The following is a 13,901-nucleotide window of genomic DNA, read 5'->3' on the forward strand; positions in this document are numbered from 1 at the left end:
TGTGATTAGTTTCCTATTCTCCTGTCCGGAACCTGACGTTTATCCCACTTGATATCGCTTAGTATAGAAGATTTGATACCGATAAAGAAGCCCCAATACTTATTGTAGCCGTTAGGTACCCAGTTAAAGTCCATACGCCAGCTTAAAAGGTCGCGTTCAAAACGTAACTGTGTAAAAGTAACCCCTTTGTTTACAAAATCGTAACCGGTAGAGATACCAACCTTCCAGCGAGGGGTAATATCAACGTTACCCGATACCATTAGGGAGTTATTGGTAATTTCGCTTTGCCTGTTACTGTTGTTATAGGTTACAGACCATGCCAGCCTGAAATTCCAAGGGAATGTTGAGTTATAGAAAGTGCCGCCGCTTTTATCGCTCTTTTCCTCATCGTCGTCATTAAACATACTTTGGCGTTGGTCGCTCATATCTACACCTGTACCAAACAAATCGTCATCACGGCCACCGTTTCTGGCAGTTTGCTCATCTTTATTTTTACCGGCTCCGGCCTGTCCGTCTGTACTGCTTATAGAGTAACCCATAGTTACGTTAGCACTTGTAAGCCTGAAAAGGCTACCGCCGTTATCTATATTGTAAACATCAATCCTTCTGCCACCGTTATCAATTGCATAAGGGTCTAGCGTAGCACCAAAGTTAAGGTTAAGCTTCTGTTTGAAAAGTGTAGTACCCCCTGTTACCCTTAACGGAGCCCATGCCAGTGAATCGGCAGCAATATTGTAGCTTGTGGTAAAGTTCAGGTTGTTAAGAAGCATTACTTTTTTAGGTTCGTCTGATGATTCGTCATCATTACGCATCTTAGCTTCAAAAGTATTATTTAAACCAAGACCTACACTATTAGCAAAGTTTTGGCTTGGAGCGCCAAATAAACCACCCTGAAAACGGGTATAGTCTACATAATTCTCTCCACTGGCATCAAGTTGGTATTGATCATAATACTGGTCGAAAGCAGGGGTATAACTGTATGATACCGAAGGACGCATTACATGGCGAAGTGCCTGGAATTTTTTATCCTCACCAAAGTTAAATGTACCGTAAATGGTAGTACCTATACTTGAAGAAAAGTTGTAGGTTCTAAAAGAGTCAAATCCTTTTAGATCGCGTGTGTCAACTTCTCCTGTAGTAGTGTTGTATTTCTTTTCGATAGTGTTAAACACCCATGTTTCCTGATAGTTTGTACTGGCAGAGACACTGAAGTATTTAAACACCTTAAAGTTTGTACTAAGCGGTATTGAGTGTTGTAAACCTGTTTTTGCATCCCTAAACATTTCGGGCTTAAAGAAAAGCGAATCGGTTGTCTGGAAACTGTTTTCTCCTCTTACGCTATATTGAAGGTTTATGTTTTTTATAAAACCTTTTTTAGGCTCGTCCTCTTTAGCAAACGGGAAAATCCTGTCAACACTGGCCTGCAGGGTAGGTAGGCTCATTGTAATACTCTCGGTATTCGTATTTTGTGAGTGCCTTGCCGTTAGCGAGAAGTTTACCTGCGGTACGGTTTGAAATGTTTTTGAGTAACTGATAGACGAACTTAAGGTGTTGTTAAGGCTCGAACCTACGTTTATTGTATTTAACGACTGCCTGAAGTACTGGCTACTACCTAAGTTAACACTGGCAGAAAACCTTGAGTTAGGACTTGCTTTTGCATCCTGACTGTGCGACCACTGAATGTTATATTGTCTTGATTTGGTGTAATCGGGAAAACCACGTTCACTTTGAATAATATTTTCAAAACGTAAGTTTACATTACCCCTGTACTTGTATCGCTTGGCATATTGCGATTCGGCCCTTAAACCGTAGCTACCATTGGTATAATAGTCTCCGGTAACGGCGAGGTCATAATAATCACTAAGGGCAAAGTAGTACCCTCCGTTTTGAAGAAAATATCCCTGATTTTGATTATCACCAAAAGTAGGCATTATAAAACCTGACGTTGCTTTTTCTGTCATAGGGAAAAAGGCAAACGGAAGTCCGATAGGTGTTGGTACATCAGATATTACCATATTGGTAGGCCCTACAACAACTTTCTTCCCCGGAACAAATTTTATCTTTCTGGTTTGGAAATAATATTCAGGATGTTCTGTATCTTTTGAAGTGGTAAATCTGGCGTTCTTTATAAATATTACCGAGTCATTCTCTTTTTTACTCACTTCGCCATAAACCCAAAATTCACCCTGATTACTTCTGGAATTCCATACCCTTGCTTTTTGGGTTTTGGAATTAAAGTGAATAGAGTCGGCTTCTACGACCTGAGTTCCCTGTTTAAAGTAGGGGTATTGGGTGTAATTGCCTAAAGAGTCTTTAATTCTTCCTGCAAAAACTTCGTTTTTGGTCTCGTCAAATACAATAATTCCCGCTTTTAGCTCGATATCCTTATAATAAACCTCTGCCTCATCATAAAGGGTAGCCTTATTGGTTCTTACATCATAGCTTTCATAGCCTTTGGCAGTTCTTTTTACGGGAGCATCAATACCGCTTCTTTTTTTATTGGTATCGTTTTTTAAAGCTTTAGGCTGTTCAGGAATAACAATTTTTGTAGTATCCGGAATTTCCGGTTCGCTAATTTCCTTATTTTCAGCCTTTCTGAATTCTCCGCTTTTTGGAGTTTCCTGAGCTGACATTTTACAAATTCCCGTTGTTAGGAAAATTGCTGATAAAACGATATGAAATAAGTTTGTGCGCAACGGTTTTAATGCTATTTTTGTAAAAATATGGCTTATTTTTTGAAGTGTCAAACATACAATAATTTTGCCAAAAATAATTGCTAAATCTTATTATAAACATAAGCTGAACAATAACAAGATGATAATGAAAGGGAATACGAAAAAAAAGCTGGGGTTATTACTGTTCTTAATGGTTTTTACGGTATCGTTTGGCCAGGACAACGGGAAATTCAAAGTAGTTCTTGATGCCGGGCACGGCGGTAAGGATTACGGAGCTATGTATAATGGTTTTATAGAGAAGAACATAGCGCTGGATGTTACCCTTAGAGTAGGTAAGATACTTGAAAAGGAGAGTGATATTCAGGTAATATATACAAGAAAGACAGACGTTTTTATTGAGCTTAAAGAAAGGCCTAAAATTGCCAACAAGGCAGATGCCAATCTTTTTGTGTCTATACACTGTAATGCAGAAACCAAGAAAACTGCACACGGGGCTGAGACCTTTATAATGGGTTTAACCAAAAATTCATCTAACCTTGAGGTTGCAAAAATGGAGAATGCCGTGTGGGAACTGGAAGACGATAAGACCAGTTATGCAGGTTTTGATCCTAACAAACCGGAAAGCTTACTAAAATTCCAGCTTATGCAGGAAGAATACAGAGGGGAGAGTTTTGCTGCGGCAGTAAAAGTTCAGCACGGACTTGCAAAAGATTTAAAAAGAAACGACAGAGGTGTTAAAGATGCGCCTTTTTGGGTACTACATGGTGTAGCCATGCCGGGTATACTTATAGAACTTGGTTTCCTTTCTTATAAGAATGAAGGGGAGTACCTAAACTCAGAAAAAGGTAAAAGCGAACTTGCCGAAGCAGTTGCCAAAGGTATTATAGAGTTTAAAAAAGAAAACTTTACACCACTTAGTTCTATAAGCGGCTATGTAAAACCTGCGGAAACTACCACTCCAAAAACTGAAACTCCTAAGGAAACTCAAAAAGAGGCTCCTGTTGCACAAACAGCTAAAAACGGAGCTGTATTTAAAGTACAGATTGCTGCCGGAAGCAGTGATCTTGCCACAACCCCTTCTAATTTTAAAGGACTTAATAATATAAGTAAAGAAAAAGACGGTAAGGTTGTTAAATATTACTACGGAGAAGTGTCTGATTATAACGAGGCACAAAACCTTTTATCGGAGGCGAAGGCCAAGGGATACAGGGATGCGTTTGTAGTAGCATTTAAAAATGGTAAGAAAATTTCTGTAAATGAAGCTTTAAAGGGTAAGTAAACCTTTAAAATAATATTCACAATAAAATTATTTATTTGTCCTACATTTGTTTTTATTAAAATAATCAATTTTGAAAGTAACAAGAGAAGTTAAAACAGCCATTTTGGTTATAGGTGCTATTTTAGTATTTATATGGGGCTATATGTTTTTAAGAGGTAAGGATTTGTTTAATTCTTACAAAACATTTTACGTAGTTTATGATAATGTGGAAGGCCTTTCACATTCTGCTCCTGTAACTATAAACGGTCTTGTAATAGGGCAGGTTACAGAGATAAGCTTTGTTGATATGCAGAGCGGAAAGCTACGTGTTGAAATGCAGGTTGATACCGATTTTCCTATTTCAAAAACAAGTTTGGCAACTTTATATTCTCCGGATTTACTTGGGGGTAAACAAATTGAAATTATACCGGATATGAAAAATCCTGTAGCTGCCGAAAACGGAGAAGTTCTTACTGCAGGCTCTAAACCGGGAACTGTAGATATGGTTGCACAACAACTGGCGCCATTAAAGAATAAAGTGGAATCAACTGTTGTAAGTGCAGACAGCCTTTTAAGAAGTATTAATAATGTTATGGATATGAAAACTCAGCAAAACCTGAGACAGGCCATAGCAGATATGAAAGAAACAATGAGTCAGTTTAACCAGGCTTCTCATTCGTTAAACGGTATACTTGCTTCAAACAAGTCTAAGATAGACGGTACACTTACCAATTTAGAAACCGCATCAGGAAATTTTGCACAGATTTCAGATTCACTTAATAAGGTTAACCTTGCCGAGACAGTAAGAAAGCTTGAAAACTCACTTGCCAGCGTAGACCAGATACTGGGAGACGTACAACAGGGCAAAGGAACTCTTGGTAAACTAATGAAAGATGAAGCGATGTATAACAACCTTACAGATGCTTCTAACGAACTTAAAGAACTGCTTGCCGACTTTAAGAATAACCCGAAACGTTATGTACATTTCTCGGTTTTCGGTAAAAAAGGAACACCTTACGTAGAAGAAAAAAAGTAACTAAGTAATAGTATTTAAAAGGAACTAATCACCTCCTATAACATGAGCTACATAGACAATATACTTTTTGTAATTATACTTGCCGCAGGTTTTGGATATTTTGCGCTTAATATTAAAAAGCTGATAAGGAATATTAAACTGGGCAGGGATATAGACCGCAATGATAATCCTAAAGAACGTTGGGCTAATATGACCAGGATAGCTTTAGGTCAGTCTAAAATGGTAAGAAGGCCTGTTGCTGGTATACTGCACATTATAGTATATGTAGGTTTTGTTGTTATCAACATAGAACTTTTAGAAATTATTATAGATGGTATTTTTGGTACACACAGGCTTTTCTCTTTTATGGGAGGCTTCTATAACGTACTTATAGGTTCGTTTGAGGTTTTAGCGCTTGGTGTTATAGTTTCGGTTGCTATTTTCTATATAAGAAGAAATATTATAAGGTTATGGCGTTTTGCTCATGGCGACCTTAAAGGATGGCCTAAGAGCGATGCTAATATTATCCTTTATTTTGAAACAGTATTAATGTTACTGTTCCTTACTATGAATGCTGCCGACTACCATTTACAGATGGCAGGTGCAGAGCATTTTGTAAAAGCAGGATCTTTCCCTGTATCTCAGTTCATAGAACCATTGTTTAACGGTATGAACGAAGGCACGGTAATGATTATAGAGCGTGCTGCATGGTGGATGCATATTATAGGTATACTTATATTTATGAATTACCTGTATTTCTCTAAACATTTACACATACTATTGGCATTTCCTAATACTTATTATGCGAACCTTAAGCCTAAAGGGCAGTTTGATAACCTTGAGTCGGTTACAAACGAGGTTAAGCTGATGATGGATCCAAATGCCGATCCGTTTGCTGCACCGGCTGCTGATGCTGCAGAAGTACCTGCTAAGTTTGGTGCCAGTGATGTTCAGGATCTTAACTGGGTTCAGTTAATGAATGCTTATACCTGTACAGAATGTGGAAGATGTACATCGTCATGCCCTGCTAACCTTACAGGTAAAAAACTTTCCCCTAGAAAGATTATGATGGATACCCGCGACAGACTTGAAGAAGTGGGTAAAAACATAGATGCAAATAAAGGTGTGTTTGTAGATGATGGTAAATCATTACTTAACGACTACATCACTCCCGAAGAGCTATGGGCATGTACTAGCTGTAACGGCTGTGTGGAAGCCTGCCCTGTAAACATAGACCCTCTTTCTATCATTATGGATATGAGAAGGTATCTTGTAATGGAGCAGAGTGCCGCACCTACTGAGCTTAACAATATGATGACTAATGTTGAGAACAACGGTGCTCCGTGGCAGTACAGTCAGATGGATAGGTTAAACTGGAAAGACGAAGCATAATGAAAAAAGAGGATATAGATAAAAATTTATTACCACTTACTGTAAATGGTGAACATTTGAGTCCGGTACTTCCTCCGGGAATAAAAAACTACCTTATAGACATAGACGGTACTATTTGTGACGACATCCCTAACGAAGAACCAGAAAGGATGGCTACTGCAGAGGTATACCCTGATGCATTGGCTACGCTTAACAGATGGTTTGATGAAGGGCATGTTATCTTCTTCTTTACTTCACGTACAGAAGAGCACCGTGCCGTAACGGAAGAATGGCTTAAAAAGCATGGCTTTAAATACCATGGTATGCTTATGGGCAAACCAAGAGGGGGTAACTATCACTGGATAGACAACCACCTTGTTAAGGCTACACGTTACAGAGGAAAATTTACAGATTTAATAGATAAAGAAGTTACCATCCAGGTTTTTGACGATGGTAAACACGAATAAAGATATTATGAGTCAGGAAAATTTAACAGTGCCTACAATGGCCGAAATGCTGGCACAGGGCAAACAGCCTGAAGTATTATTTTGGGTAGGATGTTCGGGCAGTTTTGACGACAGAGCAAAGAAAATCACAAAAGCATTTGTAAAAATACTTAATCAGGCAAATGTTTCGTTTGCAGTATTAGGTACAGAAGAAAGCTGTACCGGAGACCCCGCAAAAAGGGCCGGTAACGAGTTTTTATTCCAAATGCAGGCAATGATGAACATTGAGGTTCTTAACGGATATGAGGTTAAGAAAATTGTTACTGCATGCCCGCACTGTTTTAATACCATAAAGAATGAATATCCTGGTTTAGGAGGTAAATATGAAGTGGTTCACCATACAGAGTTCCTTAAGTCATTATTAGATGACGGAAGGTTAACAATTGAGGGAGGCCAGTTTAAGGGTAAGAAAATTACTTTTCATGACCCGTGCTACCTGGGCAGGGCTAATTATGTATATGAAGCTCCGCGTGATCTGATTGAAAAGCTGGATGCCGAGTTAGTGGAAATGAAACGTTCCCGCAGAAACGGACTTTGCTGTGGTGCCGGAGGCGCGCAGATGTTTAAAGAACCGGAAGCGGGAAATAAGGACGTAAACGTTGAAAGGACAGAAGATGCCCTTGAAACACAGCCGGAGATTATTGCGGCAGGTTGTCCGTTTTGTAATACCATGCTAACAGACGGTGTTAAAGCTAAGAACAGGGAAGCGGACGTTAAAGTAATGGATGTGGCAGAACTTATTGCCAACGCTAAGGATTTATAAAAATTAATTATGTACGTTCCCTTTGATACATTGCCTGAAGAATCCAGAGTATGGATTTATCAGTCAAACAGGAAATTCTCTGATGAAGAGATTTCCGAAATAGATGAAGCCCTTAAAGACTTTGTTGGAAACTGGGCAGCTCACGGCACAGGCCTTGAGGCTTCTTATCAGATTAAATACAACAGGTTTATTATACTGGCCGTTAACCAGGATACCCAGTCGGCTACAGGCTGCTCTATAGATGCATCGGTGCATTTTATTCAGGAGCTGGAAAAGAAATATAATGTAGACCTGCTTGATAAAATGAATGTAACCTTTAAGAATGGTGAGCATATTGCACACAAAACGCTTATTGAGTTCAGGAAAATGGCAAAAGAAAAAGCCGTTTCTGCAAATACGGTAGTTTTTAATAATCTTGTTAATACAATAGGAGAATGGCAGGATTATTGGGAAGTACCTGCAGGTGAGAGCTGGCATAGCCGCTTCTTTTAAAAAGAGGCTGAATAATAATATGTAAGATCATCATTCTACGCCTGTATAGTGATGATTTTATTATTTAAAAAAACAAGAGATTTAATGAGGTTATACGCGATATTCTTTCTTCTTTTAGTGCAGTGTGCCTTTGCACAACAGGCATCTTTTAATAATTATAAAACTCCGGACGAACGTAAATGGACCGATAGTATTTATAATTCATTAAGCTTTGAGGAAAGGGTAGGGCAACTGTTTATGGTAGCAGCATACTCTAATAAAGATGCTGCGCATGTACAGGAAGTAGATAAGCTTGTAAGGGATTATAAAGTAGGGGGGCTGATATTCTTTCAGGGAGGCCCTGTAAGACAGGCTAAGCTAACAAACCGTTATCAGGCAGTGGCAAAAACGCCTATGTTTATTGGTATAGATGGTGAGTGGGGGCTTAGCATGCGTTTAGACTCTACCTATCGTTACCCTTGGAACATGACGCTTGGAGCTATACAAGATTTACATCTTATAGAAACTATGGGCGAGCAGATGGCCATGCAGTCTAAAAGAATGGGCATACAATTTAATTTTGCCCCTGTTCTGGATGTAAATGTAAACCCTAAAAACCCTATTATCGGTAACCGCTCCTTTGGAGAAGATAAAGTAAACGTAACCGAAAGGGCACTTGCTTTAATGAAAGGGCTACAGAGTCAGGGTGTGTATGCTACAGGTAAACATTTTCCTGGACATGGTGACACAGCTACCGATTCGCATTACTCATTACCATACCTTCCGTTTACTACACAACGACTGGAAGATTTAGAGTTCTATCCGTATAAAAGACTATTTAATGAAGGGCTTGCCAGTATAATGGTGGCACACCTTAACGTGCCCAGTATAGAACCTACCGAAAATTATCCTACATCACTTTCCTATAATGTTGTGACCAATATTGTTAAGGGAGAAATGGGGTATGACGGACTTATTTTTACTGATGCGCTAAACATGAAAGGTGCCAGTAACTATATGCAACCGGGAGAGATAGACCTTGAGGCATTTTTGGCAGGAAACGATGTTTTGCTTTTTGCAGAGAATGTTCCTGTGGCTATCGAAAAATTTAAAGAAGCTTACGCACAAAACGTACTTACCGAAGAGCGTTTGGCTTACTCGGTAAAAAAGATACTGGCTTATAAATACAGGGCAGGGCTTAATAAATACAAATCTATTGATCTTACCCATCTGTATTCAGATCTTAACGAATACATCTATGACGACCTTAATTACAAGCTGTATGAAAATGCGGTTACGGTTATAAAGAACGACAATACAGTATTGCCTATCCGTAGTCTGGTTAATGAGAAAATTGCCTACATAAAAATGGGTGATGCTGATAATACTGACTTTGTAGAGAAGCTACAGTCTTATGCCGATGTTACAGTATTGGAGGAACAAACACTTCCGTTATACAAAGAAAAGCTTAAGGATTTTACCAAGGTTATTATCGGTTTCCATAAGGCAGATGGTGCCTGGAAGAACCATAATTTTACAGATGCCGAACTGGAGTGGATATCAGCTATTGCTAAAGTAAAACCTGTTATACTAGCTGCTTTTGTTAAACCTTATGCGCTTATGCAGATTAAGGACTTTACCAATATAAAAAGTGTTGTATTGGCCTACCAAAACAATGCAATTGCCTCGACAGTTGCGGCAGAGGTTATTTTTGGGGCAATAGGCTCTAAAGGAAAACTGCCTGTATCTATAAACAATTCGTTTACGGTAAATACAGGTATTGAAACCGAAACTACAGGAAGGCTGGCATTTACTACACCGGGCAATGCCGGTATGGATGCTGCCAAGCTAACACAAATAGACCTTCTGGCACAAAAAGCCATAGATGGTAAAATGACACCGGGTATGCAGGTGCTTGTGGCAAGAAACGGTAAAGTAGTATACCAAAAGTCGTTTGGTTATCATACTTATGAGAAGGAAACGCCTGTAACTAATTCTGATATTTATGATGTTGCTTCGCTTACTAAAGTATTATCCACATTACCACATGTTATGCAGATGTATGAGCATGGTAAGCTAAAAATGGATACGAAGTTAGGCAGCATGCTTAGCGAATTCAAAAATACCGATAAGAAAGATATTATACTTAAGGATATGCTATTGCATCAGGCGCGTTTCCAGCCGTGGATGCCGTTTTATGTAGCAACGCTTGACAGTACCCAGCACCCTTCTGAAAAATATTACAGAGACCATTATGAACCGGAGTTTCCGCTTCAGGTGGCAGAAATGCTTTATCTGAGAAAGGATTATCCTGATACGATTGTAAAACGAATTGCAGACAGCAAGCTGTTGCCTAAAAAACAGTACCGCTACAGCGACTTTACCTTTATCCTTCTTAAGGAATACCTTGAAAGGGTAAAAGGCAAACCACTTGATGTTTTAAGTGACGAAGAGTTTTACAAACCGCTTGGTGCTGCACATACTACTTACAACCCGTTACGCAAATGGGATATGAGTATCATTCCGCCTACAGAGATAGATAACTATTTCCGTTATCAGGTAATACAGGGATATGTGCATGATATGGCTGCGGCAATGGAAGATGGTGTAGCAGGTCATGCAGGGCTTTTCTCTAACAGTATGGATGTGGCCAAAATTATGCAGATGTACCTTAACGGAGGAGAATATGGCGGACACAGGTTTTTTACTCAGCAAACTTTTGATACCTTTAATACCTGCTACGGTTGTGAAGACGGAAACAGGAGAGGGCTTGGTTTAGACAAACCTCAGATTGAAAATCCGGGCCCAACTTGTGACTGTGTTTCCAAATCGAGTTTTGGACATACAGGCTTTACAGGCACCATGGCATGGGCAGACCCTGCAACGGGCGTAGTATATGTATTCCTGTCTAACAGGACATATCCTGAAGCTACCGAAAATAAACTCTCTAAAGAAAATATAAGGGAGGATATACAAAAGGTTATTCAGGAGTCCATTATTCAAAATTAGTAAACTACTAAATCAACATAATTATGCAGTACCATGTAAATACTCCCGAAGACTATATGGAAGCCATACCGGAAGAGAGAAGGCCCTATATAGAAAAACTGCGTGATACTATTAACAGTAATCTGCCGAAAGGCTTTCAGGAAGGTATAGGATATGGTATGTTGGGTTGGTCAATACCACACAGCACTTATCCTGCGGGTTATCATTGTGATCCTAAAACTCCGTTGCCTTTTCTAAGTATTGCTTCTCAAAAGAATTTTGTTGCCCTGTATCATATGGGTGTTTATGCCGATAAGGAGCTTCATGACTGGTTTGTAGGCGAATACCCTAAACACAGCAAAACAAAACTGGACATGGGAAAGAGCTGTGTGCGTTTTAAAAAGCCGGAAGCTATTCCGTATGAACTAATTGGTGAGTTGGTTTCGAAAATGACACCGCAACAATGGATTGATTTATATGAATCGAACCTAAAAGCCAAATAATTTTTTATAAGGTAATTATTACGTTAATTTCAGGATAAAAACGGGGCAGCCCGTTTTTTTTATTTAATTTCGTTATACTTATTTAGTCTTTTATGAAAATCGCAATAGTATGTTATCCAACCTTTGGTGGTAGTGGTGTTGTCGCTACCGAACTGGGGTTGGAACTGGCACGCCGCGGTCACGAAATACACTTTATTACGTATAGTCAACCCGTGCGTCTCGCCTTATTAAACCCAAATTTACATTACCACGAAGTACACGTTCCGGAATATCCTTTATTTCATTACCAACCGTATGAGTTAGCCCTTTCCAGTAAACTGGTAGATATGGTTAAACTGCACGGTATAGAACTGCTTCATGTACATTATGCCATTCCGCATGCCTACGCCGGTTATATGGCAAAAAAAATGCTTAAGGAGCAGGGAATTAAAATCCCAATGGTAACCACGCTTCACGGTACAGATATTACCCTTGTGGGTAATCACCCTTTTTATAAACCGGCCGTAAGTTTCAGTATTAACCATAGTGATGTGGTAACATCGGTATCTCAGGCCTTAAAAGATGATACCTATAAGCTTTTTGATATCAAACGAGATATAGAAGTTATACCTAACTTTATAGAAGTAGATAAAAAGAAAATAGAGGAGAACTCGCCATGCCATCGCTCTATGATGGCTACTGAAACTCAAAAGATCATTACACACATCAGTAACTTCCGTAAGGTTAAGCGCATACCGGATGTGATTAAGATTTTTTATGAGATACAAAAGGTTATGCCTGCCAAGCTTATGCTTGTAGGGGATGGTCCTGAAAAAGAACCTGCAGAAAAACTTTGTGACCAACTGGGCCTTGCCGATAAGGTTATCTTCTTTGGTAATAGTAGTGAGATTAACGAGATACTTTGTTTTACCGATTTATTCCTTTTACCATCTGAGACCGAAAGTTTTGGTCTAGCCGCACTGGAAGCCATGTCAAACGGTGTGCCTGTAATATCAAGTAATACAGGAGGTCTTCCTGAGGTTAACAGAGAAGGTTACTCAGGTTACCTGGCTAATGTAGGGGATGTGGAAACTATGGCTAAAAGAGCAATTTCTATTCTGGAAGACGACAAGGTGTTATTACAATTTAAAAACAACGCTCTTAAAGTGGCACAGGAGTTTGATATACAAAATATTGTACCTTTATATGAGAAACTATACCGTAAGGCCTTAAAACAAAAATAGAACTATGAAAAAACTAGCATTATTATCAATACTGTTTTTACTTGTGAGTTGTGTAACTCATAAGAAGGGTGAAGACGGTAAACCTGGAAAATCAGCTATGGCAAACAATTACGAAATATTAACCGAAAGCGGTTATGGAGGGCATGAGACTGCTTTTAATGAGGTTATCACCTCTCAGGAACGACTTGATGAACTATACAGGGAGCTAAACATTGAAAGTATACCAACCGTTGATTTTGATAATAATAATGTTGTAGCCTTATTTATGGGGCAAAAACCGAGTGGAGGATACAGTATAGGTATAGATAATGTAAAGATTGAAAACAAGACCGCTTTTGTGAAGGTAAAAACTACCAAACCTAAAGCTGGTGAAAATGTTACAATGGCCCTTATGCAGCCCTATTGCATAGCAACAATAACAAAAACAGATAAAGTTACTTTTGAATAAATAAAAAATCCCGATTTTATCGGGATTTTTTATTTTATGGATTTAATATCAGTTCTGGTTGAATCCCATTTAATTTTATCAGGGTCATATGGTTTATTACTCTTTTTGTACTCTAAAGCTATATTTTCTTCTTCCGTAGTCCTGCGGCAAAGAATAAATCGGTCTCTATAGTCCGGATTGAAATTAAGGAATAGCTTATCTATTGCAGGAGACTGAAAGGAATCTTTTTGTGAACCGATAAAAATAAAGGTTTCCTCTTCATTTTTAATTGAGTCCATAACTCTGGATTTTAAGAAAGCTTCGATATTATCGGTTACATCAATTATTTTCTCAGGTTGAAGCTGTATATATGGTGCAGGAAAAGGCCCTTCAGCCAATCCGGTGGCACAAATAACGGATATATATGATTCAGGCCAGTAATGATAGTATATATGGTTAAGGGAGTCGATTATAAAATTATGATTCGAATAGAATTGGTCATCATAAAAATATGGCACTAATGCAGGTTCAGTATAGGTTGAATCTTTCTCACGAAACTCTCTGAGTTGCTGTTTATAATCATTTTCTCTTTTAATCCTTAAACCTTCTGTAGTGTAATACATTGTACCATTATCCACAGGAGAATTACTTTCCTTACAGGAAATTATAAGCAAAACTCCTATGAATAATAGTTTTTTCAT

At 38.7% G+C, this 13,901-nt stretch carries 12 protein-coding genes; 10 read left to right on the forward strand and 2 right to left on the reverse strand.

Going from position 1 to position 13,901, the window contains the following annotated elements; translation table 11 throughout:
• Positions 1-5: 5 nt before the first annotated feature.
• Positions 6-2,696, reverse strand: a complete 2,691-nt coding sequence (locus FUA48_RS12700) for a putative LPS assembly protein LptD (RefSeq protein ID WP_147584997.1) — start codon at positions 2,694-2,696, stop codon at positions 6-8.
• A gap of 124 nt (positions 2,697-2,820) precedes the next feature.
• Between FUA48_RS12700 and FUA48_RS12705 the strand changes: the two genes are divergently transcribed.
• The 10 genes from FUA48_RS12705 to FUA48_RS12750 all read left to right on the forward strand — a co-directional run bounded on the left by FUA48_RS12705 (position 2,821) and on the right by FUA48_RS12750 (position 13,221).
• Entirely contained in the window at positions 2,821-3,954 is a 1,134-nt protein-coding gene (locus tag FUA48_RS12705; RefSeq protein ID WP_147583872.1) for an N-acetylmuramoyl-L-alanine amidase family protein, read from the forward strand.
• A 70-nt stretch (positions 3,955-4,024) separates the two neighbouring features.
• On the forward strand, positions 4,025-4,969 hold the full coding sequence (locus tag FUA48_RS12710) for an MlaD family protein (protein WP_147583873.1): 945 nt from the start codon (positions 4,025-4,027) through the stop codon (positions 4,967-4,969).
• A gap of 42 nt (positions 4,970-5,011) precedes the next feature.
• The gene (locus FUA48_RS12715; RefSeq protein ID WP_147583874.1) at positions 5,012-6,340 is read left to right on the forward strand and encodes a (Fe-S)-binding protein; all 1,329 of its coding nucleotides are present in this window, start codon (positions 5,012-5,014) and stop codon (positions 6,338-6,340) included.
• The gene (locus FUA48_RS12720; RefSeq protein WP_147583875.1) at positions 6,340-6,786 is read left to right on the forward strand and encodes an LNS2 domain-containing protein; all 447 of its coding nucleotides are present in this window, start codon (positions 6,340-6,342) and stop codon (positions 6,784-6,786) included. Before FUA48_RS12715 ends, FUA48_RS12720 begins: the two co-directional genes overlap by 1 nt.
• Positions 6,787-6,793: 7 nt before the next feature.
• Positions 6,794-7,588: a (Fe-S)-binding protein gene (locus FUA48_RS12725; RefSeq protein ID WP_147583876.1), complete on the forward strand. Its 795-nt coding sequence runs from the start codon at positions 6,794-6,796 to the stop codon at positions 7,586-7,588.
• A gap of 9 nt (positions 7,589-7,597) precedes the next feature.
• Entirely contained in the window at positions 7,598-8,080 is a 483-nt protein-coding gene (locus tag FUA48_RS12730; RefSeq protein WP_147583877.1) for an ABC transporter ATPase, read from the forward strand.
• Positions 8,081-8,164: 84 nt separating this feature from the next.
• Positions 8,165-11,068 (forward strand): glycoside hydrolase family 3 N-terminal domain-containing protein, encoded by a 2,904-nt coding sequence (locus tag FUA48_RS12735; RefSeq protein ID WP_147583878.1) that lies wholly within the window; start codon positions 8,165-8,167, stop codon positions 11,066-11,068.
• Between the two features lie 23 nt (positions 11,069-11,091).
• Positions 11,092-11,550, forward strand: coding sequence for a DUF1801 domain-containing protein (locus FUA48_RS12740; RefSeq protein WP_147583879.1), 459 nt, complete (start codon positions 11,092-11,094; stop codon positions 11,548-11,550).
• Positions 11,551-11,642: 92 nt separating this feature from the next.
• On the forward strand, positions 11,643-12,773 hold the full coding sequence (gene bshA, locus FUA48_RS12745; RefSeq protein ID WP_147583880.1) for an N-acetyl-alpha-D-glucosaminyl L-malate synthase BshA: 1,131 nt from the start codon (positions 11,643-11,645) through the stop codon (positions 12,771-12,773).
• A gap of 4 nt (positions 12,774-12,777) precedes the next feature.
• Positions 12,778-13,221: a protease complex subunit PrcB family protein gene (locus FUA48_RS12750; RefSeq protein WP_147583881.1), complete on the forward strand. Its 444-nt coding sequence runs from the start codon at positions 12,778-12,780 to the stop codon at positions 13,219-13,221.
• Between the two features lie 29 nt (positions 13,222-13,250).
• Here FUA48_RS12750 and FUA48_RS12755 read toward each other — a convergent pair whose 3' ends face one another.
• Entirely contained in the window at positions 13,251-13,901 is a 651-nt protein-coding gene (locus FUA48_RS12755) for a hypothetical protein (protein ID WP_147583882.1), read from the reverse strand.

It is taken from the genome of Flavobacterium alkalisoli (assembly GCF_008000935.1).
In the GTDB taxonomy this organism is placed as follows: Bacteria; Bacteroidota; Bacteroidia; order Flavobacteriales; family Flavobacteriaceae; genus Flavobacterium; species Flavobacterium alkalisoli.

What these genes read in the sequence shown, in the direction of transcription:
- FUA48_RS12705 (WP_147583872.1), top strand. Translation starts at nt 2,821, where the DNA reads ATGAAAGGGAATACGAAAAAAAAGCTGGGGTTATTACTGTTCTTAATG.
- FUA48_RS12715 (WP_147583874.1), top strand. Translation starts at nt 5,012, where the DNA reads ATGAGCTACATAGACAATATACTTTTTGTAATTATACTTGCCGCAGGT.
- FUA48_RS12720 (WP_147583875.1), top strand. Translation starts at nt 6,340, where the DNA reads ATGAAAAAAGAGGATATAGATAAAAATTTATTACCACTTACTGTAAAT.
- FUA48_RS12725 (WP_147583876.1), top strand. Translation starts at nt 6,794, where the DNA reads ATGAGTCAGGAAAATTTAACAGTGCCTACAATGGCCGAAATGCTGGCA.
- FUA48_RS12730 (WP_147583877.1), top strand. Translation starts at nt 7,598, where the DNA reads ATGTACGTTCCCTTTGATACATTGCCTGAAGAATCCAGAGTATGGATT.
- FUA48_RS12735 (WP_147583878.1), top strand. Translation starts at nt 8,165, where the DNA reads ATGAGGTTATACGCGATATTCTTTCTTCTTTTAGTGCAGTGTGCCTTT.
- FUA48_RS12740 (WP_147583879.1), top strand. Translation starts at nt 11,092, where the DNA reads ATGCAGTACCATGTAAATACTCCCGAAGACTATATGGAAGCCATACCG.
- bshA (WP_147583880.1), top strand. Translation starts at nt 11,643, where the DNA reads ATGAAAATCGCAATAGTATGTTATCCAACCTTTGGTGGTAGTGGTGTT.
- FUA48_RS12750 (WP_147583881.1), top strand. Translation starts at nt 12,778, where the DNA reads ATGAAAAAACTAGCATTATTATCAATACTGTTTTTACTTGTGAGTTGT.
- FUA48_RS12755 (WP_147583882.1), bottom strand. Translation starts at nt 13,901, where the DNA reads ATGAAAAAACTATTATTCATAGGAGTTTTGCTTATAATTTCCTGTAAG.